Below are 26,868 nucleotides of genomic sequence, written 5' to 3'. Positions count from 1 at the left end.
AGTGTTGGTAATGGCAGCGGAGAGACATAAGTAATTTGCCCACTCGGAAACGGCTCCGTATCTCCTGCCTTTCTGGGTTGTTCAAGCTGCTGCACAACCAATGGCTCGACGAGATTATTCGGCATGATCGGCCTGCTCTAAAAACTGGGTTTCGACAAGCAAAATCGGCGGTTTCTCTTTGACGAGTTCAGGAGCAACCACTGAAAAATGACCATCACCCCGAGGATCGATATGAATGACACGGGTGCGGGATGTCCATTCACCTTTGTCGTCCAGGCTCTGAACACAAACAGCCAACTCCAGAGTTTCCTTCGCTGGTGTGAATTCGGCCCCCGTTCGCTGTTTGGGAAAACAATTCATGCGCGGCGCTTACCCGTAGATCCCATGCGCTGCACCTCGGCAAATATCTCGGTGATCGGTCGATGCGGCTGGCGCTTTTGCAGTTGGCGTACTTGCTCACTCAGCCGCAGCAGCTCTTCACTCGGCTTGGCCCACTGCTCTTTCGGCAGCGGCTCCGACCATTGGCGCATGGCCTCGGGCAGGGCCTGTTTGCCGATCCGTTCGAGGCGGCGCACTTCCCATTCGACGAGGCGGTTGGGAATCGTCCACAAGGTCATGACGTGATAGAGGTACCAGAAGAAACCCGACAGCTGCGAACGAGAGCCGTCGCGGATCTGCTGATGCATGCGCGCTCGGGCATTACGGAAGGTGTGCAGGCCTTCGTGAGGTGGGTCGTCGGGGCCTTGCAAGTCTTGCAGATCCTGGATCGGTTTGAGGTCGTGGATTTCGTATTCCATGTAGCCGCGAATGGCTTCCCAATGGCTGATCGCGAGTGGCAGGCCGGCGCATTGGAATTCGAGGCTGGTGAGGGTTTCGCCTTCGTAGAAACCGATGCCCATGCCGTACTGGCGGTGAATGCCGTATTGGGTGGCGCCCTGGGCTTCGATGATCCAGGCGGAGAGGGATTCCCAGGGGACGAAGACCGGCTCAGTGGCGCCCTCGGGCATGAAGCAGACTTCGCGGCGTTGGCGGTTGAAGCGGGTTGGGATGATTGAGGCGCGTTTTTTGTGGTTGTGGTGCCAGACTCCCAAGGTTATTGGGAGCATGAGAGGGCCTGTGAACATTATGTTTTCCCATGCCTCTTCAAAGATTGCGGCCATCGAATCCCATATGGCTTCCTGTCCATATCCAAAAATGACCCCAAGAAATCCTGTAATCAGCGGGAAGAGAAATAAAACCGTACAGGTCACGCTGAATGGTCCACCTAAAGTCATTTGCCACATAAATACTTGCGGTGATCCCAAACCAAAATCCAGGAAACCATCATTCATCTCCCCGACATGAGGTCCATAAGCAGGTATAGAGGTTGGCAATGGCAACGGTGCGAGATAAGTGACCTTACCGCTCGGAAATGGCTCGACATCTCCTGCTTTTCGAGGTGTCTCAATTTGCGAGATAACTACAGGTTCAATGTGATTATTCAGCATGGTCGGCCTGCTCCAGAAACTGCGTTTCAACCATTAGAACCGGTGGTTTCTCTTCGACCAGTTGTGGAGCAACCACTGCAAAATGCCCTTCTCCCCTTGGGTCGATATGAATGACACGGGTGCGCGATGTCCATTCACCTTTGTCGTTCAAGTTCTGAATACAAACGGCCAACTCCAGTGTTTCCCTCGCTGGCGTGAATTCGGCCCCCGTTCGCTGTTTGGGAAAACAATTCATGCGCGGCGCTTACCCGTAGATGCCGTGCGCTGCACCTCGGCAAAGATCTCGGTGATCGGCCGATGCGGCTGGCGCTTTTGCAGTTGACGTACCTGCTCGCTCAGCCGCAGCAACTCTTCACTCGGTTTGGCCCACTGCTCTTTCGGCAGAGGCTCCGACCATTGGCGCATGGCCTCGGGCAGGGCCTGTTTGCCGATCCGTTCGAGACGCCGCACTTCCCATTCGACGAGGTGGTTGGGAATCGTCCACAAGGTCATGACGTGATAGAGGTACCAGAAGAAACCCGACAGCCGAGAACGTGAACCGTCGTGGATCTGCTGGTGCATGCGCGCTCGGGCGTTGCGGAAGGTGTGCAGGCCTTCGTGAGGCGGGTCGTCGGGGCCTTGCAGGTCTTGCAGATCCTGGATCGATTTGAGGTCGTTGACCTCGTATTCCATGTAGCCGCGAATGGCTTCCCAATGGCTGATCGCGAGGGGCAGGCCGGCGCATTGGAATTCGAGGCTGGTGAGGGTTTCGCCTTCGTAGAAGCCGATGCCCATGCCGTATTGGCGATGGATGCCGTATTGGGTGGCGCCCTGGGCTTCGATGATCCAGGCGGAGAGGGATTCCCAGGGGACGAACACTGGCTCGGTGGCGCCCTCGGGCATGAAGCAGACTTCGCGGCGTTGGCGGTTGAAGCGGGTCGGGATGATTGAGGCGCGTTTTTTGTGGTTGTGGTGCCAGACTCCAATACAAATGGAAAGAGCCCAAAAGCCGCCTAACAAAGCGAGTCCAAAAGATTCATCGAAAATACCCTTGATTGCGTGAGAAATATCATCCCAGCCCATGCCAAATAAAAGGAACATGAAACCGCCAATAAGCGGAAATAAGAATGCGACCAAGAACATCCCACTGAACGGCAATCCAACAGTCACTTGCCACATGAAAACTTGAGGAGTTCCTAATCCAAAGTCCATGTACCCATCATTCAGCTCACCAATATGCGGACCGTAAGGTGGCATTAGTGTTGGTAATGGCAGTGGAGCGAGAGAGGTAATTTTTCCGCTCGGGAAGGGCTCGATATCGCCTGCTCTTCTGGGCTTTTCAGGCGGCGGCATATCTAACTTATCGAGATAATTCAGCATGATCGGCCTGCTCCAGAAATTGTGTTTCAACCAGTAGCATGGGCGGGTTCCCCTTGACTAGTTGAGCCGTGACAACAGCGAAATGCCCTTCACCCTTTGGGTCTAGATGTATGACGCGAGTCCGCGACGTCCACTCGCCTTTGTCACCCATTTTTTGAATGCAAACTGCCAGTTCCAACGTTTCTTTCGCGGGAGTGAACTCCGAATCAGGATCCACCGGGTAGTGAAGACAAAGCACCAGTCCCTCGGGCGTTGAGTTGACGATGCGCAGGCTACTTAAAATCTGATCGCTGATCACGTCCTTGCGTTCTCGCGGCGCTCCTCGGCTATGCAAGGGAATGGAAATACGGTGCGCGCCAATACCTAATCGATATTTCGGTTTGCCTCCCCAAGGAGGCAAGAGATCACTCAACGTCAGTCTTGGCAGCACCAGATGGATATCGCTGGGTTTGGCTTTGAACAACAGTTTTTTCAGCCAGGAGTCGTATGGATTTGGGCCAAGTTGCGCATAAGGCGCGTGGATCAGAAAGGCCAGATAGCTTTGATAGTCATCCAGTGTGTGATCACCGCGCATTTCCGTGTCCCGGCTCCAAGGCGTGATCTTTAGCCACTTGTCGTGGGCGCTAAGGTTGTAGCGGTTGAACAGCCAAGTGCCGCTGAATTCCAAAACTGTGAATAACGCGCCCGCCAAGTTGAAGCGGAAAAACACGGTAGAAAGGCGTGTGCCGGCTGCCGCCCAAGCAGCTCTTCGTGCCGCAGTGTTTTCCGCAGCCAGCACGTTGTACCCAGCGTGAACTGTATGACCCAACCCGTAAGAGTTAACCGCTGTCATACCAGTTGCACCGATTGTGGCTAAAGCCGCGCTTCTCTCGGCTGCAACATTTCCACTACGAATTGCCTGCTGCCAACTTTTAAGCTGATTCTTTAGGTTGGAGAACGAAGCTAAAAATCCTAGAAAGTATGTAAAACCTCCCAACCCAATATGTAATTTCCCCATCTGCACATGCACGTGCTGCAAGGCATGATGCTGAAGCCCAGCAACAAGCGCCGTGCCCCGAGCTTTCAATGCCGTATCAGCCAGACTTTGTGCCGCCGTGAACCCAGCAGCACCAGTGGCCATCAAGGCATTCAAAACCGGCCCCCAACTCCTTTCGTTCTTGGACTGCTGTTTCAGCTCCTTTGCTGCCCCACCAAATTCACCACCTGCACCAAAACCACCACCAACCCCATCCCTTCCGTCTTCACCAGACTCCCCGCCGACACCCCACCCAACCCCATCCGAATATTCCCCAACAACCCGCGCAGTTCCTGCTGCTGCGCCGGCGGAAACACCACCGTCACCCCTGCTCTTGCAGGCGTCGCGCCGTACAACCGGGCCGAGCGATCCGGCAGTTCTTCAATCGGGCTTAACGCTGCCGCCAATCGCCCTTCGATCTGCGTCAATTGAGCCCGCACCCGCACAATTTCTTCCTGCAACTCCATCGCCCTTGGGGTTTTGTGTCCTTGGCGATTCTTGTTGTGGGTGATCTGGTTGCGTTCGCGGTTGAGGGTCTTGAGGTATTCGCGTTCGCGCAGTAGTTCCTTGATCGCCGTTTGCAGCGCGGACTGCTCAGCCGGGCTGGCGACGGTGAAGGTCACGCCGCTGGTTTTCGCCGCATCGAACAGGCGCAGGCGCAGTGCTTTGGGCAGGCGCTGGAACAGTTCGTCGAGGTCGGGGATTTTCTCGCCCGACAGGTCGAAGCCTTCCAGCACACGGTTCAGGCCCAGGTTCAGTGCCGGGCTGTAGGTGTCCTGCACCGCCGCCGCGACGACGCGGGTGTGTTCGGGCATGTCGTCGAGGGCCGGCAGTTGCGGCTGTTCGATCTTTTTCAGTCTGGCCAGCCAGTCCGGCAGGTTGTTGAACGTGGCCATGAGCGCGTTGAACAGCGTCGAGTATTGCCCGCTCTGCTCCGATTGCAGGCGCAGCGGCAAGGTGTAGAAGACGGTTCGGGTCAGTTCCGGGTGTTCCTCCAGATAACCGAGCACTTTTTCGCTCGCTTCATCGCTGCGGCACAGGTCCTTGAGGCACGCGTATTCGGCGCTGAGGGCTTGATGGAGTTGCGCCGCCACTTGCGCGTCGTAGTACCAGGCCGAACGATGGAAGCGTCCGGCGACCAGCAGTTGCGTGCGGTCGGCGGTGATGCGTTCGAGCAGGCGGTTCCAGCGACCGAGGTCGTCACGCAGCAGGTTCAGTCGCTCGTCCATCGCCGGGCGGTCGATCAGGTCGTTGATCCCGCGTTTACCGCTGAGCAGCGGGCCGTCGAGCACGTCCTTGATGCGCCGATCCTGATCCTTGCCGAGGCGGATCAGCGTCTCCAGATGCTGTTCGACAAATTCCTCGGGGGCGACGGCTTCGAAGTACTGGCGGGTATAAAAACGCCGATCCACCTCAGCCGTAGGGGCCAGACGATTCTGTCCCATGCCGTCATCAAAACCCTGGGCGCGCAGTTTTTGCAGTTCGGGCGGCGCCGGCCCATCGGCCTGGACCTCCCCACCCTTGTTCAGGTAATCGAGCAACGCCTTGCGCGTATTTTCGCGATCCGGCTCGGGCAACTGCTCCAGATCAGCAAACAGGGCTTTGGCCTGCGGCTGTTCGCTGGCCTTGGCCAATCCGTCGACATCGGCGCCGCTCAGTTGGCTCAGCGACTCGATGTAACTGGCGAGCAGATAATCGCGCGCGTTGTTGCCGGTATTGCTCCACTCATCGACCCAGCCGACCACGGTGTCCTGATACTCGGCCAGGTCACGCATCACGCCCAGATCGTCGTTGACCAGCAGAAACAGCGTGTCGTCCTGATAGGGCCCGCGCACCCGGCCGAGGAATTCGCCGATGTGTGCTGGGCGAAAACGCCGGGGTTGCTCCCACAGATAAGGTTCGCGCTCGTGCTCGGGGGCGTCGCTGACCTGCACGGTGGGCATCCGCGTCGCGTCCGCATCGGCAACCGGCCCGGCCCCTGCCGCCACTTCCGCCAACCACTGCCGGGTCTGCTCGACCGTGAGTAAATGCTCGCCACCGGTCAGGCAATCCACCGGTGCAAGATCGACCGCCTGCATGAAATGGTTGCGCTCTTCGCGGCTGTCCAGCACCTGATGGCATTTGCTTGCCGTCCACTGCACCTCGGCAAAGGTCACGTACAACGTACTTTGCCGGGGAAAGATCAGCGCCGGACGCTCTTCAATCGCTGCGCGCTGATCCTCGCTGACCTGTTTGCCCTGATGCAGCAGCGCCGTGACGATACCGTCAAGCATTCGGTATTCGTACAACTCGCCGCTGAGGCTGTCGATGATGTACAGCCAGCCATCGCGCAGCCGACGGATGCCCAGCGGGCGCGCGGTCAAGGTGTACGGCAATTTCAATTCGGCGCCCGGATCGACCGCTCTTTCCACCAGGCCGTAGCTCAACGGCAGCAGTTGCACATGGGTTTGTTCCAGCGGGCAGGCAGCGGGCGCAACGATGGGGGCTTTCGAGGCGGCGGCAGCGTCGAGGATGGCGGGATGGGTCATGGGCGCGCCACCCCGGTGACGAACCTGATGGTGACTGAGTGAGCGACGATAAACATTCACAGGTCCTGGTGATATCCAAACACAGGACTTTGCTGGGCTTCGCGCTCAGGCGCAGTCAGATACTTCTAGGCTTCTTGTAGGATGCGTCTCTGAAAAATGAACTACACGGCAACAAACTGCGCACCGCAACAGTGCAGCCGCCCACACGAAGCGCTCTAAATCGCGACCAACAAGTCACTGTTGTGATCCACTCGTACGGGCAAACATGCACTTCGTCGGTGCGTTACACCGTGCAGCCCGCAAGATTCGAGGTCTTCCCACCGATTGTCGAACAATTCATCCGATTGCCCTGGCCCGCTCTAGGATCTGACCTAGACTGGTTTTCGCGGAGCTAAACCGAGCGGTCACAAAGCCGAAAATTAATCGAAACTTTTGCTGATCGCACCGGGTCATCTGAACAACTGGGCCAAAGCGTTTGGTTCGTTCCTTGCAACGGCCTCTTCACCCATTCTGCTTGCGCGTGTTGGGTAGCGTTTGCTCACCGATGCGTGGCGCGTTTGCGCCCGGCCACAGGACTTGGCCATGGACATCGCTTGTTCAAGACAAGAATCAGATCAAACAAAACGGGAGATTCATATGATCAGTGCGGCATTGGAAATTCAGGGAGAACGGGCTCATCAGCCGATGGGTGAATCGAGCACCGTAAGCGTTCCCGGCAGCCGGTCGATCAACGTCCCGGGCACCAAGACACTGACGCCAGTGGCCAGTCAGAACCCCAACAAGAAGAAAGTGTTGTTCGTGACCTCGGAAATCGCCGATCTGGTGAAGACCGGTGGTCTGGGAGACGTTTCTGCCGCCCTGCCCCGCGCCATGGCGCATCTGCATGACGTCCGGGTGTTGATCCCCGGTTACCCGCAAGTGATGAACAGCGAGAATCCGATCCATATCATCGGCGAACTGGGTGGCCACGCCGCACTGCCGCCCTGCAAGATCGGGCGCATGGACATGCCCGATGGTCTGGTGATTTATGTGCTGATCTGCCCTGAACTCTATGCCCGTGACGGCGGCCCTTATGGCGCCAACAACGGTCGCGACTGGCCGGACAACCACATTCGCTTCGCCCGTCTGGGCCTGGCAGCTGCCGACATCGCCGCCAACCTCGCCCAAATCCACTGGTGCCCGGATCTGGTGCACGCCCACGACTGGCCGGCCGGGCTGGCGCCTGCCTACATGCACTGGCGCGGGCAGCGCACGCCGACTCTGTTCACTATTCACAATCTCGCCTATCAAGGCGTGACCAGCCTGGGCTCGTGCCCGGAACTCGGGATTCCTGCCCATGCCCTGCAACAGGAAGGCATGGAGTTCTACGGCAAGATGTCGTTCCTCAAGGCCGGCATGGCCTATTCGAGCCACATCACCACGGTCAGCGCCACCTATGCGCAAGAAATCACCACCCCGGATTTCGGCTGTGGTCTGGACGGCTTTCTCGCCGCCAAGACCCAGCAAGGTTTGCTCAGCGGCATCCCCAACGGCATCGATGAAAGCTGGGACGCCGCCACCGATCCGCACCTGTTCGCGCCGTTCGCCATCGGCGACTGGGAAGGCAAGGCAATCAACGCCGCCCACGTGCGCGAACTGTTCGGTCTGCATGACTCCGAAGGCCCGCTGTTTGCCGTGGTTTCGCGTCTGGTCTATCAAAAAGGCCTGGACCTGACCGAAGCGGTGTCGGAATACATCGTCCAGAATGGTGGCCAGATCGCGATCATCGGTCGTGGCGAACCGGAAGAAGAACAGGCCATGCGCGAGCTGGCGCTGCGTTTCCCCGGCCAGATCGGCGTGCGCATCGGCTTCAATGAAACCGACGCCCGGCGCATGTTTGCCGGCAGCGATTTCCTGCTGATGCCATCGCGTTACGAGCCTTGCGGCCTGAGCCAGATGTACGCCCAGCGTTTCGGCTCGCTGCCGGTGGCACGCAATACCGGCGGGCTGGCCGACACCATCGAAAACGGCGTCACCGGTTTCCTCTTCAACGAATCGACACCGGACAGCTACCGCGAAGCCCTGAGCCGCGCGTTCAAGGTGTTTGCTTTCCCGGAACTGCTGCACGCGATGCGCTGCCGGGCGATGGCCGCGCCGTTCAACTGGTGCAAAGCCGTCGAACCCTACGCCGAACTCTACGAACAACTGGTGGCCAAGGCACTGGGCAAAACGCACCACAAATAACCAGGGAGGTTTCAACGATGGCGTCACGGACACCTGAAAGCTGGCCACACGGCGCGATCATGCTGGATGCCGACCACACACAGTTCGCGTTGTGGGCGCCGGATGCGTTTTACGTCAGCGTCGAGCTGGAAGACGGTCAGTCCCTGCCCATGCTGCCTCAAGGCGATGGCTGGTTCGTGATCAAGAGCCGTTGCCCGGCCGGCAGCCGCTACCGTTTCAATATCGATGGCGAACTGGAGGTGCCCGACCCCGCCTCCAGGGCGCAGGACGGAGACCTCGACTGTCACAGCGTGGTGGTCGATCCTCATCTTTATTCCTGGCGCAACACCACCTGGCACGGCAGGCCGTGGAATGAGGCGGTGATCTACGAACTGCATGTCGGTGCACTCGGCGGGTTTGCCGAAGTCGAGCAGCATCTGGCGCGTCTGGCCGGGCTCGGCATCACGGCCATTGAACTGATGCCGATTGCGCAATTTCCCGGTGATCGCAACTGGGGCTACGACGGTGTGCTGCATTACGCGCCGCAAGCGAGTTACGGCACGCCGGAACAACTCAAACACCTGATCGACAGCGCCCACGGTTATGGCCTGGCGGTGATTCTCGACGTGGTTTACAACCATTTCGGTCCCGACGGCAATTATCTGCATCGCTACGCCAAAGGCTTTTTTCGCGAAGACAAACATACGCCGTGGGGCGCGGCCATCGATTTTCGTCGTCGCGAAGTGCGGGACTTCTTCATCGAAAACGCATTGATGTGGCTGCTGGAATACCGTTTCGACGGCCTGCGCCTGGACGCGGTGCACGCCATCGAGGACCCGGATTTCCTCCAGGAACTCGCCCGACGCGTACGTCAGCAGATCGACCCGACCCGCCACGTCTGGCTGACCGTGGAGAATGAACACAATCAGGCCAGCCTGCTGGAAGACGCCTACGATGCTCAGTGGAACGATGACGGCCACAACGCTTTGCATGTGCTGCTGACCGGCGAGACCGACGCCTATTACGCCGACTACGCCGAGCAACCCACCGAACAACTGGCCCGCTGCCTGAGCCAGGGCTTCGTGTTTCAGGGGCATACCACCCGACATGGCACGCCCCGTGGCGAGCCCAGCGAGCATCTGCCCTCCACCGCGTTCGTGCTGTTCCTGCAGAACCATGACCAGATCGGCAACCGCGCCTTTGGCGAACGCCTGCATCAATTGGCCGACCCGCGCGCGCTTCAAGCCGCCACGGTGCTGTTGCTGCTATCGCCGATGATTCCGCTGATGTTCATGGGCGACGAATACGCTGCCGAACAACCGTTCCTGTTCTTCACCAGCCATCACGGCGAATTGGCCAAGCTCGTGCGCGAAGGCCGACGCAACGAATTTGCAGCGTTCAGCGCCTTCGCCGACCCACAGCGACGGGAGCAGATTCCCGATCCCAACGCCGCGCAGACTTTCCATGCCTCGCAACCGCGCCTGACCGGCAGCGGTACGCCGGCACAGCAGGCGACACTGGCGCTGTATCGGCAACTGTTGCAGTTGCGCCACCAGCACATCATTGCGCATTTGCCCGGTACGCAGGCGCTCGGCGCCCACGTACTGGGCCGCGGCGCCGTCAGCGCACGCTGGCGGCTGGGCGATGGCAGCGAGCTGCGAATCGACCTGAACCTCGGCGACACGCCAGTGGTCAACCTTCCACAGACCGAACCGGTGTGGCTGTTCCGCCAGCCCGCTACCGCAGGTCTGACGGATGAGGGGCAACTGCCCCCATATTGCGCGCTCGTCAGCCTCACGGCCGCAACCCCTTTGCCACCCTTGGATGGAGAGCGCCTATGAGCGATGCGCAACTGGAAATTCTCGCCAGCCGGGCCGGCCTTGCCGTCGACTGGATCGACGCCAATGGCCGCCAGCAAAAAGTCGCCCCGGCGGTGCTGCGCAATGTTTTGACCGGCCTCGGTCACCCGGCCGGAACGGCCCAGGAAATCGACGCCAGCCTGCTCGAACTGCAACAAGTACAGGAAAACCGCCAGCTGCCTCCACTGCTCACCGCAGACGTTGGCGTGGGCCTGGACCTGGCCCGCTATTTCCAACCCGAAACCCCTTGCGAGATTCACCTTGAAGACGGCTCGCGCCTGAGCCTCAAGCTGGACGCCAAGGCCGTGTTGCCGGGCGAGATTCCGGTCGGCTACCAGCAAGTGCACATCGCCGATCAACAATTCACTCTCGCCGTGGCACCGGAACGCTGCTTCAGCGTCGGAGACGCGGTGGACAGTCCGATCCCCCGCGTGTGGGGCCTGAGCGTGCAGCTTTATGGCTTGCGCCGCCCCGGCGATGGCGGCTTCGGTGACACCCAGGCACTGGAAGAACTGGCCCGGGTGGCCGGTGAGCGTGGTGCCGATGCGCTGGCGATCAGCCCGCTGCATGCGATGTTCAGCGCCGACACCGGGCGCTATAGCCCCTACTCGCCGTCCAGTCGGCTGTTTCTCAATGCGCTGTACGCCGCGCCCGGCGCAATTCTTGGCGAGCGCGCGCTGCGCGATGCGATTGCCGCAGCCGGCCTGACCGATCAGTTCGAACAACTGGAAAACCTGAAACTGATCGACTGGCCAAAAGCCGCCGAGGCCAAACTGAAACTGCTGCAAGCCTTGTACGACGGTTTCATCAGTGGCGAACATCCGTTACATGCAGACTTCTCCAGCTTCCGCGATGCCGGTGGCGAAGCGTTGGAAAACCATTGCCGCTTCGAAGCCATCCAGGAAATGCGCGCCGCCCGAGGCGAAAACCTCGACTGGCGCCAATGGCCGGAACACTGGCAGGACCCGCGCGGCGCTGCCCTCGGCGCATTTGCCGAGGAATACGCCGAGCGCATCAGCTACTTCGCATTCTGCCAATGGCTGATCCACCGCTGCCTGGAACGCGCCCAGACCGCCGCCCGCAGCGCCGGCATGGGCATCGGCCTGATCGCCGACCTGGCGGTGGGTGCCGACGGTGCCGGCAGCCAGGCCTGGAGTTTTCAGGATGAACTGCTGGCCTCGCTGACCGTCGGCGCGCCACCGGACATTCTCAATCGATCCGGACAGGGCTGGGGCATTTCCGCGTTTTCCCCGGAAGGTCTGGTGCGCAATGGTTTTCGTGCGTTCATCGACATGCTGCGCGCCAACTTCGCCCATGCCGGCGGGCTGCGCATCGACCATGTCATGGGTCTGCAACGGTTATGGGTGATCCCCAACGGTGCAGCCCCGGCGGACGGCGCCTACCTGTATTACCCGGTGGACGACCTGCTGCGTCTGCTGACCCTCGAGTCCCATCGCCATCAAGCGATCGTGCTCGGTGAAGACCTCGGCACCGTGCCCGATGGCCTGCGGGAAAAACTCATCGCCCGCGCCATGCTCGGCATGCGCGTGCTGTTGTTCGAACAGGACAACACTTTTTTCAAGCCGATACTCGACTGGCCGGACAACGCTCTCGCGACCACCAGCACCCACGATCTACCGACACTCAATGGCTGGTGGCATGGTCGCGACATCGACTGGAACGCGCGGCTCGGGCTCATCGATGCCAATGGCGAAATCGATTGGCGCCGTTATCGCGAACGCGAGCGCGAGGGCCTGCGCGGTGCACTGAGCCAGGATCCGCAAAACTTTCGCGAGGAATCCCACGAGGCCGATCAGGTGGTCGACGCCGCTGTACGTTTCCTCGGCCACACCCGAGCGCCATTGGTGCTGCTGCCACTGGAAGATGCATTGGGCCTCGACGAACAGGCCAACCTGCCCGGCACCATCGACACCCACCCCAACTGGTCGCGCCGCCTGCCCGGCACCAGTGAAGCGCTGCTTGACGGCGTCGACGCCGCGAGACGCCTGGAACTGTTGGCTTGCGCGCGTCTTCAGGCAGCCGAGCGTGACCGATGAGTACATTGCCTATCCAGACACCGCGGGCCACGGTCCGCCTGCAGTTTCATCGCGGCTTTACCCTTGATCAAGCAGTGCCGCTGGTGCCGTACTTCGCCCGGCTCGGCATCAGCCACATTTATGCCTCGCCGTTGCTCGCCGCCCGCGCGGGCTCGATGCACGGCTACGATGTGGTCGACCCGACCCGCGTCAATCCGGAACTCGGCGGCGAGCCGGCCTTGCGTCGCCTGGTCGCCAGCCTGCGCGAGCATGGCATGGGGCTGATCCTCGACATCGTCTCCAATCACATGGCGGTAGGTGGCGGTGACAACCCGTGGTGGCTCGATCTGCTGGAATGGGGACGGCTCAGCCCCTACGGCGAGTTCTTCGACATTCAGTGGCACTCGCCGGACCCCTTGATGGAAGGCCAGTTGCTGCTGCCGTTTCTTGGCAGCGATTACGGCGTCGCGCTACAGGACGCGACCCTGCCGCTGGTGTTCAACGCCGAGAGCGGTACCTTCCATGTCGAGCACTACGAACACCACTTCCCGATCTGCCCCGGCGATTACGGCGAACTGCTCAAAGCCGATGACACCTCGAACGAAGCGCTCAAAGCCCTCGCCGACCGCTTCAGCGCGCTCAGTTATCAGACCGACGCCCGCTCGCTGGCCCTCCCGCTCAAGGAAGAACTTCAGCAACTGGCCAGCGACCCCGACGTTCTGCAGGCCATCCAGCGCAACCTGACCCGCTACGATTCGAAGACCGAAGACGGGTTTCAGCGTCTGCACCAACTGCTCGAGCGGCAAAGCTATCGTCTGGCGAGCTGGCGCACGGCGGCGGATGACATCAACTGGCGGCGCTTCTTCGACATCAACGAACTTGGCGGTTTGCGCGTCGAGCGTCCGGCGGTGTTCGAGGCCACCCACGGCAAGATTTTCCAGTTGATCGGCGAAGGCCTGATCGACGGCCTGCGCATCGACCACATCGACGGCCTCGCCGATCCGCGCAGTTACTGCCGCAAACTGCGCCGGCGCCTCGACCACCTGGCACCGGGCCGACACTTGCCGATCTACGTCGAGAAGATTCTTGGCGACGGTGAAACCCTGCCCACCGACTGGTCCGTGGACGGCAGCACCGGTTACGAATTCATGAATCAGTTGTCGCTGCTGCAACACGACCCGGACGGCGAACATGTGCTGGGCGATTTGTGGAAACGTCGCACCGAACGTCCCTCTGCGTTTATCGAAGAGGCGCAACTGGCGCGCCAGCAGATCCTCAACGGTTCGCTGGCCAGCGATTGCGAAAGCGTCGCCCAGGCCCTGCTGCAAGTGGCGCGCGATGACCTGATGACCCGCGACCTCACGCTCGGCTCGATCCGCCGGGTGTTGCAGGCGCTGATCGTGCACTTCCCGGTCTATCGCACTTACATCACTCCGATGGGCCGCTCCGCGCGGGACGAGGTGTTTTTCCAACAGGCCATGGACGGGGCGCGGCAGGCATTGAGCGAAGCCGATTGGCCAGTGCTGGACTCCGTAGCCGGCTGGCTCGGCGGCCAGCCGTGGCGACGCAAGCCCCGTGGCCGTTCGCGCAAGATTCTGAAACACGCCTGCGTGCGCTTTCAGCAACTCACCTCGCCAGCCGCCGCCAAAGCGGTGGAAGACACCGCGCTGTATCGCTCGGCGGTGCTGCTGTCGCGCAATGACGTCGGCTACAACACCGAACAGTTCAGCGCGCCGGTCAGCGACTTTCACGCGGTGAACCAGCAACGGCTGGCGAGCTTCCCGGACAACCTGCTGGCCACCGCCACCCATGATCACAAGCGCGGCGAAGACACCCGCGCGCGGCTGGCCGTGCTCAGCGAACGCAGCCACTGGTACGCCGAACAGGTCGAGTTGTGGCGCGCCCTCGCCCGGCCGCTGCGCCATGACGATCAACTGCCGTCGTCGGCAGACGAATTGATCCTCTATCAGGCGCTGCTCGGCAGTTGGCCGCTGGACCTGCGCGACGACGATCAGGCCGGTTTCGCCGACTACGCCAAGCGTGTCTGGCAGTGGCAGCAGAAAGCCCTGCGCGAAGCCAAGCTGCAAAGCAGCTGGAGTGCGCCGAACGAGGCTTACGAAAACGCAGCCCAAGCGTTCACCGAACAATTGCTGCTGGCCCCCGAAGGCGAACTGCTGCGCGGGGCGCTGGCCAAGACCGTCAACAGCATCGCCGCGGCCGGCGCCCTTAACGGGCTGGCGCAAACCTTGCTGCGCATGACGGTGCCGGGGGTGCCGGATCTGTATCAGGGCAACGAGTATTGGGATTTCAGTCTGGTCGATCCCGACAACCGCCGGCCGGTGGACTACGGCCTGCGCGAACAGACCCTGAAGGCGACGCCCGCCCAGGAGCTGTTATCGGGTTGGCGTGACGGGCGCATCAAGCAGGCCTTGATCGCTCAGGTGCTGCAGTTGCGCACCGAACACAGCGAATTGTTCCGCCGCGGTTCGTACCAGGCCCTCGAGGTGCTGGGCAGCCAGGCGCACAACGTGCTCGCGTTTGCCCGCGAGCATGGGGGGCAACGGGTCATCGTAGTCGTGCCGATCCGTTGCGCAACACTGCTGGAAAACAGTGCCATACCGAAGGTCGATGCGCTGCGCTGGGGCGATACGCGGGTGGTTTTACCGTTCGACGCCTCTGACGAAAATCTGAAGGGACTTTTTTCAAGCAGCGCAGTCACAAAAAACAGGGAGCTGCACGTCAGCGCCGCGCTGGGGGATTTCCCGGTCAATCTGCTTATTCAACACGTCTAGCAGCATGAGTTCAGTTCAGGAGCATTGCGATGAGTACCGACGATAAACGCATCCGCGAATTCGCCTATCAGATCTGGGAATCAGAAGGAAAACCCGAAGGCCAGGAAGCTCGCCACTGGGAGATGGCGCGCAAACTGGCCGAAGCCGAAGCGCTGGCACCGAAGAAATCGCCCAAGGCCGCCGGCAGTAAAACTGCCGGCAAGACCGCCACCAGCAAAGCCGCCGACGGCAAGGCGCCCGTAGCCAAACCCAAAGCGACCGCGGCCAAGGCCAAGCCAGCCAGTGCCGCCAAAGTTATTCCCCCGGGCGAAAAAGCCTCAGAGAAAAAACCTCGCGCACCGCGCAAGCCGCCAGCGGTCTGACGCGTCCCCAACCATTGAATTGAATGACCGTGTGGCGGGTTCGCTCGCCACCGAGGGCGCACTCGTCCTCGAAAAAATACCCACCCCCGATTTTTTGCAGGAGCACCTATGACCCGTCCAAAGAAAGCCGAGCCCGCCGCGCACGCCGAACCCTCGCGCATCCGTGAAGGCTTGCCCTTCCCGCTCGGTGCGACCTGGGATGGTCTGGGGGTCAACTTCGCGCTGTTTTCCGCCAACGCCACCAAGGTTGAGCTGTGCATTTTCGACGATGCCGGCGAAGTCGAACTCGAACGCATCGAACTCCCGGAATACACCGACGAGATCTACCACGGCTATCTGCCCGATGCGCATCCCGGGCTGATTTACGGTTACCGGGTTTACGGCCCGTACGACCCGGCCAACGGCCACCGCTTCAACCACAACAAATTGCTGATCGATCCGTACGCCAAACAACTGGTCGGCGAGTTGAAATGGTCAGAGGCGCTGTTCGGCTACACCATCGGTCACCCGGACGCCGACCTCAGTTTCGACGAGCGCGACAGCGCGCCCTTCGTCCCCAAGTGCAAAGTCATCGACCCGGCACACACCTGGGGACACGACCATCGCGTCAGCGTGCCGTGGGACAAGACCATCATTTATGAGACCCACGTGCGCGGCATCAGCATGCGCCACCCGTCCGTGCCGGAAAACGTACGCGGGACGTTTGCCGGGCTGATGGTTGAAGATGTGCTTGAACACATCCGCAAACTGGGTGTGTCGACCGTCGAGCTGCTACCGATCCACGCCTTCGTTAACGATCAGCATCTGTTGCACAAAGGCATGACCAATTACTGGGGCTACAACAGCATCGCGTTCTTCGCTCCGGACCCGCGCTACTTGGCCAGCGGCAAGATTGCCGAGTTCAAGGAAATGGTCGCGCACCTGCACGATGCCAATCTCGAAGTGATTCTCGACGTGGTCTACAACCACACCGCCGAGGGCAACGAGCAAGGCCCGACCCTGTCGATGCGCGGGATCGACAATGCCTCGTACTACCGCTTGATGCCGGACGACAAGCGCTTCTACATCAACGATTCCGGCACCGGCAACACCCTCGATCTGAGCCACCCGTGCGTGCTGCAAATGGTCACCGACTCGCTGCGCTATTGGGCCAGCGAAATGCACGTCGACGGCTTCCGTTTCGACCTGGCGACCATCCTCGGCCGTTATCACGACGGTTTCGACGAGCGCCACAGCTTCCTTGTCGCTTGCCGCCAGGACCCGGTACTGCGCCAGGTGAAAATGATCGCCGAGCCTTGGGACTGTGGCCCCGGCGGTTATCAGGTCGGCAACTTCCCGCCGGGCTGGGTCGAGTGGAACGACAAGTTCCGCGACACCGTACGCGCGTTCTGGAAAGGCGACGACGGCCAGCTCGCCGACTTCGCCAGTCGCATGACCGCCTCCGGGGAAATGTTCAACCAGCGCGGCCGCCGGCCTTATTCGTCGGTGAATTTCGTCACTGCCCACGACGGTTTTACCCTCAACGATCTGGTCTCCTACAACGACAAGCACAATGAGGCCAACGACGAAAACAATCAGGACGGCAGTAACAACAACCTGTCTTGGAACCACGGCGTCGAAGGCCCCACCGACGATCCGGAAATCAACGCGCTGCGCCACCGGCAGATGCGCAACTTCTTCGCCACCTTGCTGCTGTCCCAGGGCACGCCGATGCTGGTGGCCGGCGACGAATTCGCCCGCACCCAGGACGGCAACAACAATGCCTATTGCCAGGACAGCGAAATCGGCTGGGTCAACTGGGACCTGAGCGAAGACGGGAAGGCGCTGCTGAAATTCGTCAAACGCCTGATCAAGTTGCGCCTGGCCTACCCGATCCTGCGACGCGGGCGTTTTCTGGTGGGCGAATACAACGAGGACATCGGCGTCAAGGACGTGACCTGGCTCGCGCCGGATGCCACGGAGATGACCACCGAACACTGGCATGACGCGCATAACCGCTGCATGGGTATGTTGCTCGACGGTCGCGCGCAGGAAACCGGGATCCGCCGCAAGGGCGCCGACGCCACGTTGCTGCTGGTGTTCAACGCCCATCACGACATCGTCAACTTCACCTTGCCGGAAGTGCCTGAAGGCAGCTTCTGGACCTGCATGATCGACACCAACCAACCATCGATCCGGGGTCAGGAGCGCTTCACGTTCGGTCACGAGTATTCGGTCACCGGGCGTTCGCTGCTGCTGTTTGAACTGCAACGCGAAGAAGAGGACTGACATGGACTTGCCCGGCTATCTCTCACGGCACGCGCCGGATTACCGCGATACCACCGCTCTCGGGCTGTGTCTGCGGGAAATGGTCGAGGCCGGTCTCGACCGTCTGCCACTGCCCGGCAGCGGCCGCACGCTGGAGCGCTGGCAACGGCTGTCCGAGGTCGGCGGGCATGATCTGGGGCTGTGCAAACTCTACGAAGGCCATACCGACGCGTTGGCGATCATCGAGCAACTGGGTGGCTCGCCGACGCCCGGCAGCACATGGGGTATGTGGGCGGCCGAACCACCGCAGGCGCGGGTTCGGGTCAGCCGGTCGGGGCAAATGGTGCGGTTGAACGGGCGCAAGGCCTGGTGCTCCGGGGCGGCGGTGCTCAGTCACACCCTGCTCACCGCATGGGATGAGGACGATCGTCAGCAACTGGTGGCCGTGGCCCTCGATCAACCGGGTGTGACCGTGACCGATCAGGGCTGGCAAGCGGTCGGTATGGCGGCCACCGGCAGCGTCGAAGTGCTATTCGACGATGTCGAGGCCCAGGCGATCGGCGACCCTGGCGACTATCTGCAACGTCCGGGTTTCTGGCACGGCGGGATCGGGATCGCCGCGTGCTGGTACGGCGCCGCGAGGGAGATCGGCGAGCGCTTGCGCCAGCAATGTGCGCGACGTGAAGAGCCCCACGCGCTGGCCAGTCTCGGCGCCGTCGACAGCGCCTTGCACGGGGCCGCTGAGGTGCTGCGGGTCAGTGCCCTGAACATCGACAGCAATCCTCACCGCAACGCCGAGTTGCTGGCCCGTCGCGTGCGCGCCGTGGTCGAGGATGCCGCCGAACAGGTCATTCGCGAGACCGGTCGGGCACTCGGCGCCGGGCCGTTCTGCAAGGATCCACACTTTGCCCGTCTGGCGGCGGACTTGCCGGTGTATCTGCGCCAGAGCCACGCCGAACGTGATCTGGCGGCATTGGGCCAACTGATCGCTCAGCAACCGCGCGAGGGTTGGGCCTTATGAAGCGCAATCCGATCGTCGGCGAGGGAACCTCACTGCACGAATGGCAGGGCTCACGTCATCTGGCGGCGGTGGACAGCATCGACATTCTCGAACTGGTACCGCCGGGATCGCGGGCGGTGGTGATCGCGCCGCATCCGGATGATGAAGTGCTCGGTTGCGGCGGACTGCTGCAACGGCTCGCGGCGGCGGGCCGAACCCTGCAATTGATCTCGGTCACCGATGGCAGCGCCAGTCATCCGGGATCGGATCGCTGGCCGGTGGAGCGCCTGAGCGTGGTGCGCCCGCAGGAGTCCGCCGAAGCCCTGCGCCGCCTCGGCCTGCCCATGCACCAGTTGCAATGGCTGCGCGGCGGCTTCCCCGACACCCAGGTCGCCGCGAGCGAGTCGATGCTGTGCGAATACCTGACCCGCTACCTGCATCCCGACGATGTGATCTTCACCACCTGGCGCGAAGACGGCCACAGCGACCACGAAGCTGTCGGCCGCGCCAGTGTCGAGGCGGCCCGGCGCGTGGGCGCGATCTGCCACGAACTGCCGGTCTGGACCTGGCACTGGGCAACCCCCGAAGACGCCGTCGTGCCGTGGGAGCGGGCACGCAAGATTTTGCTCAGCCCCGCACAGGTCGCGCGCAAACGCCACGCGGTGCATGCGTTCGCCAGCCAGCTGGAAGGCGATCCGCAAGCCGGACTCGCTCCGGTGCTCGCGCCCTATGTCATCGATCGATTGCTGCAACCGTTCGAGGTGGTCTTTCTATGAGTGTCGAGGACCGCTACTTCGAAGGCCTGTTCACGGGCAACAACGACCCCTGGGGATTTCGCCAGCGCTGGTACGAACAACGCAAACGCCTCGTGACGCTGGCAGCCCTGCCCCGTCCGCACTATCGGGCCATCTTCGAACCGGGGTGCGCCAATGGTGAACTGAGTGCGGCGCTGGCCGGGCGCTGCGATCGGCTGTTGTGCTGCGACACCAGCGCCGCCGCTGCCGATCTGGCGCGTACTCGGCTGAGCCTGTTTGACCACGCCGAGGTACGGCACGGACGCTTGCCGAGCGACTGGCCTGAGGAAAAATTCGACCTGATTGTATTTAGCGAAATCGGCTACTACCTCGACCGGCAGGATCTGACGGAAGTCATCCGGCGCATCAGCGATTCATTGACGGCGGACGGGCAACTGCTGGCCTGTCACTGGCGCCCGCCCATCGAAGGTTGCCCGCTCAATGCGCGACAGGTCCACGACCTGATTCACGAACAGTTGCACCTGCCGCGACTGGTTCTGCATCAGGAAGCGGACTTTCTGCTGGAAGTCTGGAGCCGCGAACCCCGTTCGGTGGCCGCGCTGGAGGGGTTGCGATGATCGGCATCCTGATTCCTGCGCACAACGAAGAGCAATGGCTCGATGAATGCCTGCGCGCGGCCTTGCGGGCCGCCGAAAACTCCCTGCTGGCCGGTGAACCGGTGGAAATCCTCGTAGTGCTCGACAGTTGTACCGATCGCTCGGCACACATCGTCAGCCAATATCCGGTGCAAGCATTGAGCATCGAAGCGCGCAATGTCGGTCAGGCCCGTGCCGTTGGCGCACAACACCTGCTTGAGCGCGGTGCGCGCTGGATTTCCTGCTCGGACGCCGACAGCCGCGTCGCCGAGGATTGGTTGGTGGCACAGCTGGGGCTGGGCACCGATGCGGTCTGCGGCACGGTGACCGTTGACCGCTGGCAAGACGGGTTCGATGAGGCGGCACAGATTCGCTATCACCGTGATTACCGGGCCTGCGATGGCCACCGGCACATCCATGGCGCCAATCTGGGTGTCAGCGCGCAAGCCTATGTCCGCGCCGGCGGCTTCGAGCCGTTGCCCCGAGATGAGGACGTGCAGCTGGTGCGTCAACTCGAGCGTTCAGGAGCCAGCATCGCCTGGAGCCATCGTCCGCAAGTCATCACCAGCGCCCGTCTGGACAGTCGCGCACGGGGCGGTTTTGGCGACTATCTGCGACAGTTGGCACAGACTGAATAAAAAAAAGCGGATCAGGTTGATCTGTGACGCGACGAACCGCCCGTCTTGAGCAATACTCTGCTGCGCAGCAATCCAGGGTTCGGAGCGCTGCAGGGCTTTCCACCAGCCTTCACGGGTCGAACACGCCTGGAATGACCAGCGCTTGTACGACTGAGGGCGAGACTCAACAAGGACGTATCACTGATGAAATCGTTATCCCTCAGCGAGAGCGGCCTGCCGGCGCAGATCTGGAACAGCGCCCCGCAGCTCGACAACATTCCCGTCATCAATACTCACACTTTGGTGCCACCCGGCGTTCGCGCCGTGGTCATCGCCCCGCACCCCGGCGATGAAGTGGTGACCTGCGGCGGCCTGCTGCAACTGCTTTCCAGCCTCGGGCATCCCTTGCAACTGCTGTCGATCACCGATGGCAGCGCCAGTCATCCGGGCTCGCGTCAGTGGTCGGAAAAACGCCTGAGCGTGTTCCGCCCGCAGGAAAGCGTCGAAGCCCTGCGCCGTCTGGGCATGCCGATGCACAGCCTGAAATGGGTACGCGGCGGTTTCACCGACAACGCCCTGCTCGACCAGGAAACCCAACTGACCGAGTTCATCGCCCGCTACCTGCGCCCCGGCGACGTGGTCTTCAGCACCTGGTGCCAGGACGGCACCGCCGATCATGAAGCGGTCGGCCGGGCCAGCGCCAAAGCCGCAAGACAGGTCGGCGCCACTTTTCACGACGTGCCGGTCTGGGCCTGGCACTGGCCGGAGCGGGACCAGGCTCAGATACCGTGGCATCGCGCACGCAAACTGCGACTCGATACCTGGACCGTCGCGCGCAAGAGCCACGCCACCCATGCCTACGCCAGCCAGCTCATTGGCGAACCGGCGATCGGTATCGCACCGCTGCTGCCCAAGTCGATTCTGGAACGCATGCGCCTGCCTTACGAAATCGTCTTCGTCGACTGATGATCCGTCGGGCGCGGTCAGCCACTCAAAGTGAACTGCCCGCGTCCGGATCAGTCGCATGAACAGGCAGTCATGATTCAGAGGAGTGAACGTGTCCAGTGATCCGAAGCGTCATGCCGTCGACGCACAGACCTCGACCCCGTCCGCCATCCATCGCCTGCGGGTGCTGACGGTCAATACGCACAAGGGTTTCACCGCGCTCAATCGACGTTTCATCCTTCCGGAACTGCGTGAAGCGGTACGCAGCACCTCGGCCGATCTGGTGTTTCTGCAGGAAGTGGTGGGTGAACACGAGCGGCATTCCAGCCGCTACAACGAGTGGCCGCAGACCTCGCAGTACGAATTTCTCGCCGACAGCATGTGGAGCGACTTTGCCTACGGCCGCAATGCGGTGTATCCCGATGGCCATCACGGCAATGCTCTGTTGTCGAAATACCCGATCCGCGAATACCGCAACCTTGACGTCTCGATCACCGGCCCGGAACGGCGCGGGCTGCTGCATTGCGTCCTGGATGTGCCGGGGCATGCCGAAGTGCATGCCATCTGCGTGCACCTGAGCTTGCTCGAAAGCCATCGGCAATTGCAGTTGCAGCTGCTCTGCCAGTTGCTCGAATCCCTGCCTGACTATGCCCCGGTGATCATCGCCGGCGACTTCAACGACTGGCAGTTGCAGGGCAACGTCGCCCTCGCCCGCCGCGACTACCTGCACGAAGCCTTCGAACGTCATCACGGCCGTCCGGCCAAGACTTACCCTGCGCGTTTCCCGTTGCTGCGACTGGACCGGGTCTACCTGCGCAATGCCAGCAGCCACGACCCGCAGATCCTTGGCAACAAACCGTGGACGCATCTGTCGGATCATTTACCGCTGGCAGTAGAAGTGCACATTTAGGGCGTAGACGCCATTTGTCTGCCGATTCGCCCGCTTCCCCTGTCAGTTCTGACAGTAGGCAGCTCATCATGCCCTTGTTAGGTTGAAACCGTTGCGCCGAACACCGGCGCCAATGCGTGGTGACCTTATGAACGCCTGCGGCACTTTCCTTGCCCGCCATCATTTGCTGGCCTTTTCAATCTGGCTGCTACTGGACTCCCCGGAATCGGCGCTGGCCCAGTGCGCCTTCAGCCCGACAGCGGGTGACGATCAATACACCTGTGACAGTCCTGGCAGCGCGCCTCTTTCCGATCTGTCGGGCAACAACAGCTTGAGTTTTCCCGCCAATGGCACCGGCAATATTCCCGGCAACGTCACGTTCGGCGCCGGGGCTGATCGCGTGCTCATGCAGTCCGGGACAATCACCGGCGATCTCGATATGGGCAACGGCGCCAATGTGTTGCAGATCGACGGCGGCGTTATCGCAGGTGAGGTTCATCAGCGCAACGCTGTCGACACGTTCATCATGCACGCGGGCACTATCGGCTCGCTGGCACAAGGCGATGGCTTCGACAGTTTCCAGATGACCGGTGGCACTATCACCGGGGCCTTTGAGGACGGCGACTTTGCGCAAATGAGCGGGGGCACGATCGGACGCGTCGACATGAAGCTCGATGAAAACGTCTTCGAATTATCCGGTGGGCGGATCATCAATAATCTGGTGACAGGTTTCGACGATGACACGATTCGGATCTCCGGCGGGCTGATAGGCGGCAATCTGAGTGTCAGTGGCGGCAATGACGCCATCACGATCACTGGCGGAGAAATTGTCGGTGAAATTCGCGCCAGTACCGGTGAAGACCGTTTGCTGTGGGACGGCGGCGGCATTGTCCGATCGGCGATTCTTATGGGTGGCGGCAATGACAACGCCACGCTGCGCAACCTTGATGACAGCGTGCTGGCACTGACGCCGAACCTTGATGGCGGTGCAGGCAACGATGTGCTGACGTTCGACAATACTCGCACTGCGCTGCCGGCGCGTTTCAGCAATTGGGAAACGGTGAACCTGAACAACGCCTCGCAGCTGGACCTGGGCTCGGGCGCCTTGCTGCTCGGCGACACTGTCAGCGGCACCGGTGCGCTGAACGTGGACGCCGGCAGCAGCGTGTTTTCCACCCAGGGCGCGGTGTCGCCCGCCGTGGCCGGACAAGCGGTGACTTTCAACAACGCCGGCATCATCGACCTGACCCACAACAACAGCCGCACCAATGACACGCTGACGATCAACGGCAACTACGTCGGCAATAGCGGGCAACTGTTATTGCAAAGCGTACTCGACGGCGACGGCGCACCCAGTGACAGACTGGTGGTCAACAACGGCAGCTTGAGCGGCGCAACCGCCATCACGGTGAGCAACCTCGGCGGGCCGGGCGGACTGACGCTGGAAAACGGCATTCAACTGGTGCAGGCCCAAGGCACTGCCGTGAGCAACAATTCCGCCTTCGTCCTCAACGGCCCGATTTCGGCGGGGGCCTATGACTACTATCTGTTCAAGGGTGGTGTCACCGCCGGCACCGAAAACAGCTGGTATTTGCGCTCCGCTGTGGTCGCCCCTCAAGTGCTAAGCGTGCCCAATCCCGACCCGACACTGCCGCCGATTCTGGTGCCGGTAGTGCCTGTGCCGGTGGCGGCCGCGATCATTCCGGCATCCGGGCAACCGGATCTGTCATTGGCCGTTCAGCCAGTGCTTCCCGTCGCCGTGGCGGGTAAGGCGCCGATTCCGATCTATCGTCCGGAAGTCCCCACTTGGTCGGTCCTGCCACCCGCGGCCGCCCAATTGACCCTCAGCGCACTTGGCACTTTCCACGACCGTCAGGGCGAGCAACGTCTGTTAAGCGAAACGGGAGCTTTCAGCGCCGGTTGGGGCCGGGTCTACGGCAAGAACCTCGACCAGACCTGGGCCGGCACCGTCACGCCACGACTGGACGGTTCACTCAATGGGTTTCAGGTCGGCAACGATTTGTACAGCTCACAGACCTCGGGCGGGCGAACCCAACGCCTCGGCCTGTTCGTCGGCCATAGCCGGATCAGAGGCGATGTGGACGGCTTCAACGAAGGCTTCGAACACAACAGCGCGGGCAAGATCAAACTGGAGGGCGACAGCTATGGCCTGTACTGGACGCTGACCGATCCGCACGGCGGGTACATCGACACGGTCGTGATGGGCACGCGTTTCGACGGCGACAGCCGCTCCGACCGTGGGGTGAAACTGGATAATCGCGGCCACGCCCTGACGCTCTCGGCAGAAACCGGTTACCCGTTCGCCCTGAACGACACTTGGGTGATCGAGCCGCAAGCGCAGGTGATCCACCAAAAGATCTCGCTCGACAGTCAAAACGATGGCATCTCGCGGGTATCGTTCGATTCCGACAGTGCATGGACCGGTCGCCTCGGTGCCCGGCTCAAAGGGCGTTATCAGCTCAACGGACTACCATTGGAGCCGTACCTTCGGGCCAATCTGTGGCACACGTTTTCCGGCACCGATTCGGTGACGTTCGACGGCACCACGACCATCGACAGTGATCAGAAATCGTCGACGGCGGATGTCGGTCTCGGCGTCGTACTGACCCTCGACCGCGCCGTGAGTATCTACGCCAGCACCGACTACAGCAGCAATATTGACAGTAACGACCTGCGTGGCCTGGCGGCAAATATGGGTATTCGCATCAGTTGGTAAGTCGATAGCAGGCTAAGCAAGCGCTCTGTTTCGCGGCTCGAAGCGTGTTTTCCCCAGCAAACAACAACTTAGATATGTGCATAAAAACAAACGCTTGCAATCTCTGATTCAGCCATACCGCTCATCGTCCATTTTCTTGACGCATGGGCTCCGGTCTTCTTAGCTGTACCTTACTACCCCCGGAAGTACTACTCGGGGCGAACCTCAGGTCATTCGTCAAAACGGGCGGCCACGGGTTCGCCACGCTCCATTCGGTCGCCCCTCGTTCGGGGTAGGAGAGACGCCAAGGCGAGATACCACATGCGCTAGCAAGGTAGAACTCCATGAAAACCTCACTCACCTCACAAGAGATCAAAGTCACGTTCTGCACTGTTTCAAGTTCTATCTTGCTGTGCTCGTCCATGGAGGCGCAGGCGGGACCTGCGACGGACGAGGCCACGCCCTGGTATCGCCAGAACATCTCCGTCATGACCCTCCCCGCCACGATCGTGACCCCGGGCCCGCAACGCCTGAGCCCGCAACCGGATCTGCGCGGCGCCGACCTGATCACCGAAGACCTTGCGCCCTCCGCCTGGGATCAACTCTACGGCCAGACGTCCCGCCAGGCACAAACCGACGTCCTCAGCCCGGGCTTCGCCACGCCCGGCACCGGTGACTTCAAAGGCCCGGCCGTACTGACCCTGAAAAGCAGCAGCGGCCATACCCAGCAGGTCGGCCTGATCGGCGGGATCAACCGGATCCAGGCCAATGGCAACGGCCTGATCACCAGCCGCGCCCTCGCCGACCCGACCACCGACACCCTCAACCTGCAAGGCCAGAGCCTGGGCGCTTACTACAGTTTGATCGGTCCCCAGGGCTGGCACGTCGATCTGTCAGCCAGTGGCGGCCGGGTCAGCGGGTTCAGCCGAAACGAGCAAGGCGCACGCCTGGCCACCGAAGGCAGCGCGATGACCTTGTCGGTGGAAGGCGGATTCCCGATCGGCCTCAGTGAAAACTGGGTGGTTGAACCGCAGGCGCAATTGATCAACCAGCGCATCACCCTGGACACGCCCTATGCCGGTTCGGGCAAAGCATCTTCCAGTGATATTTCGTCGTGGAGCGGCCGGGTCGGTGCGCGTTTGAAAGGTAGCTACGACCTGAACGGTCTGCCGGTCGAACCCTACGTGCGCACGAACTTGTGGCACACGGTGTACACCGGCAATACGGTGACGCTGGATCAGGTGGACAAGATCAGCAGCAGCCGAAAATCCTCGACCGTGGAACTCGGCCTGGGGCTGGTGGCGAAAATGACGCCGACGGTGAGCCTGTACGTCAGCGCCGATTACAGCAGCGATGTCGACGACAATGACTTGAACGGGTTGATTGGCAGCCTGGGAGTCCGGATGCGCTGGTGAGCTCTTCTA

20 protein-coding genes are annotated in these 26,868 nt (G+C 61.3%); 14 read left to right on the top strand and 6 right to left on the bottom strand.

The genetic code is table 11. The features are described 5' to 3' along the window. Nucleotides 1–114: 114 nt before the first annotated feature. The 6 genes from I5961_RS13140 to I5961_RS13115 form a co-directional block, all read right to left on the bottom strand. Nucleotides 115–360, bottom strand: coding sequence for a hypothetical protein (locus I5961_RS13140; protein ID WP_139834841.1), 246 nt, complete (start codon nt 358–360; stop codon nt 115–117). Beyond that, on the bottom strand, nt 357–1,106 hold the full coding sequence (locus I5961_RS13135) for a hypothetical protein (RefSeq protein WP_227235470.1): 750 nt from the start codon (nt 1,104–1,106) through the stop codon (nt 357–359). Before I5961_RS13135 ends, I5961_RS13140 begins: the two co-directional genes overlap by 4 nt. A 370-nt stretch (nt 1,107–1,476) precedes the next feature. Next, nucleotides 1,477–1,722: a hypothetical protein gene (locus tag I5961_RS13130; protein ID WP_139834842.1), complete on the bottom strand. Its 246-nt coding sequence runs from the start codon at nt 1,720–1,722 to the stop codon at nt 1,477–1,479. Continuing rightward, nucleotides 1,719–2,846 carry a DNA-binding protein gene (locus I5961_RS13125; protein ID WP_085703078.1) on the bottom strand — a complete coding sequence of 376 codons (1,128 nt, stop codon included), beginning with the start codon at nt 2,844–2,846 and terminating at the stop codon, nt 1,719–1,721. Before I5961_RS13125 ends, I5961_RS13130 begins: the two co-directional genes overlap by 4 nt. Further along, nucleotides 2,827–3,978, bottom strand: a complete 1,152-nt coding sequence (locus I5961_RS13120) for a hypothetical protein (protein ID WP_227235469.1) — start codon at nt 3,976–3,978, stop codon at nt 2,827–2,829. Before I5961_RS13120 ends, I5961_RS13125 begins: the two co-directional genes overlap by 20 nt. Before the next feature lie 38 nt (nt 3,979–4,016). Further along, nucleotides 4,017–6,389: a toxin VasX gene (locus I5961_RS13115; RefSeq protein ID WP_227235468.1), complete on the bottom strand. Its 2,373-nt coding sequence runs from the start codon at nt 6,387–6,389 to the stop codon at nt 4,017–4,019. Between the two features lie 636 nt (nt 6,390–7,025). Here I5961_RS13115 and glgA point away from each other — a divergent pair. From glgA to I5961_RS13045, 14 genes are all read left to right on the top strand, one after another. Next, entirely contained in the window at nt 7,026–8,612 is a 1,587-nt protein-coding gene (glgA, locus tag I5961_RS13110; RefSeq protein WP_085700679.1) for a glycogen synthase GlgA, read from the top strand. Nucleotides 8,613–8,629: 17 nt separating this feature from the next. Continuing rightward, nucleotides 8,630–10,432, top strand: coding sequence for a malto-oligosyltrehalose trehalohydrolase (gene treZ / locus I5961_RS13105; RefSeq protein ID WP_227235467.1), 1,803 nt, complete (start codon nt 8,630–8,632; stop codon nt 10,430–10,432). Continuing rightward, nucleotides 10,429–12,507 carry a 4-alpha-glucanotransferase gene (gene malQ / locus I5961_RS13100; RefSeq protein ID WP_227235466.1) on the top strand — a complete coding sequence of 693 codons (2,079 nt, stop codon included), beginning with the start codon at nt 10,429–10,431 and terminating at the stop codon, nt 12,505–12,507. The genes treZ and malQ overlap by 4 nt, the downstream gene beginning before the upstream one ends. Further along, nucleotides 12,504–15,278, top strand: coding sequence for a malto-oligosyltrehalose synthase (locus tag I5961_RS13095; RefSeq protein WP_227235465.1), 2,775 nt, complete (start codon nt 12,504–12,506; stop codon nt 15,276–15,278). Before malQ ends, I5961_RS13095 begins: the two co-directional genes overlap by 4 nt. A 29-nt stretch (nt 15,279–15,307) precedes the next feature. Further along, entirely contained in the window at nt 15,308–15,640 is a 333-nt protein-coding gene (locus I5961_RS13090; RefSeq protein ID WP_085700683.1) for a DUF2934 domain-containing protein, read from the top strand. 108 nt (nt 15,641–15,748) lie between these two features. Then, a complete protein-coding gene (glgX, locus tag I5961_RS13085; protein WP_085700684.1) occupies nt 15,749–17,908 on the top strand; it encodes a glycogen debranching protein GlgX in 2,160 nt (719 codons plus the stop codon). A 1-nt stretch (nt 17,909) separates the two neighbouring features. Beyond that, entirely contained in the window at nt 17,910–18,908 is a 999-nt protein-coding gene (locus I5961_RS13080) for an acyl-CoA dehydrogenase family protein (protein WP_085704017.1), read from the top strand. Then, nucleotides 18,905–19,663 carry a PIG-L deacetylase family protein gene (locus tag I5961_RS13075; protein WP_085700686.1) on the top strand — a complete coding sequence of 253 codons (759 nt, stop codon included), beginning with the start codon at nt 18,905–18,907 and terminating at the stop codon, nt 19,661–19,663. The genes I5961_RS13080 and I5961_RS13075 overlap by 4 nt, the downstream gene beginning before the upstream one ends. Beyond that, nucleotides 19,660–20,259, top strand: a complete 600-nt coding sequence (locus tag I5961_RS13070; RefSeq protein WP_085704014.1) for an SAM-dependent methyltransferase — start codon at nt 19,660–19,662, stop codon at nt 20,257–20,259. Before I5961_RS13075 ends, I5961_RS13070 begins: the two co-directional genes overlap by 4 nt. Further along, nucleotides 20,256–20,915 carry a glycosyltransferase gene (locus I5961_RS13065; RefSeq protein WP_085700688.1) on the top strand — a complete coding sequence of 220 codons (660 nt, stop codon included), beginning with the start codon at nt 20,256–20,258 and terminating at the stop codon, nt 20,913–20,915. The genes I5961_RS13070 and I5961_RS13065 overlap by 4 nt, the downstream gene beginning before the upstream one ends. Before the next feature lie 183 nt (nt 20,916–21,098). Then, the gene (locus I5961_RS13060) at nt 21,099–21,860 is read left to right on the top strand and encodes a PIG-L deacetylase family protein (protein ID WP_085700689.1); all 762 of its coding nucleotides are present in this window, start codon (nt 21,099–21,101) and stop codon (nt 21,858–21,860) included. 91 nt (nt 21,861–21,951) lie between these two features. Beyond that, on the top strand, nt 21,952–22,749 hold the full coding sequence (locus tag I5961_RS13055) for an endonuclease/exonuclease/phosphatase family protein (protein ID WP_227235464.1): 798 nt from the start codon (nt 21,952–21,954) through the stop codon (nt 22,747–22,749). Nucleotides 22,750–22,876: 127 nt separating this feature from the next. Further along, nucleotides 22,877–25,465, top strand: coding sequence for an autotransporter outer membrane beta-barrel domain-containing protein (locus I5961_RS13050; RefSeq protein WP_227235463.1), 2,589 nt, complete (start codon nt 22,877–22,879; stop codon nt 25,463–25,465). 323 nt (nt 25,466–25,788) lie between these two features. Beyond that, nucleotides 25,789–26,859 (top strand): autotransporter outer membrane beta-barrel domain-containing protein, encoded by a 1,071-nt coding sequence (locus I5961_RS13045; RefSeq protein ID WP_227235462.1) that lies wholly within the window; start codon nt 25,789–25,791, stop codon nt 26,857–26,859. The last annotated feature ends 9 nt before the right edge of the window (nt 26,860–26,868 follow it).

This window comes from Pseudomonas sp. IAC-BECa141 (assembly GCF_020544405.1).
Classification (GTDB): domain Bacteria; phylum Pseudomonadota; class Gammaproteobacteria; order Pseudomonadales; family Pseudomonadaceae; genus Aquipseudomonas.
This window is presented reverse-complemented; position numbering and strand designations above follow the sequence as displayed.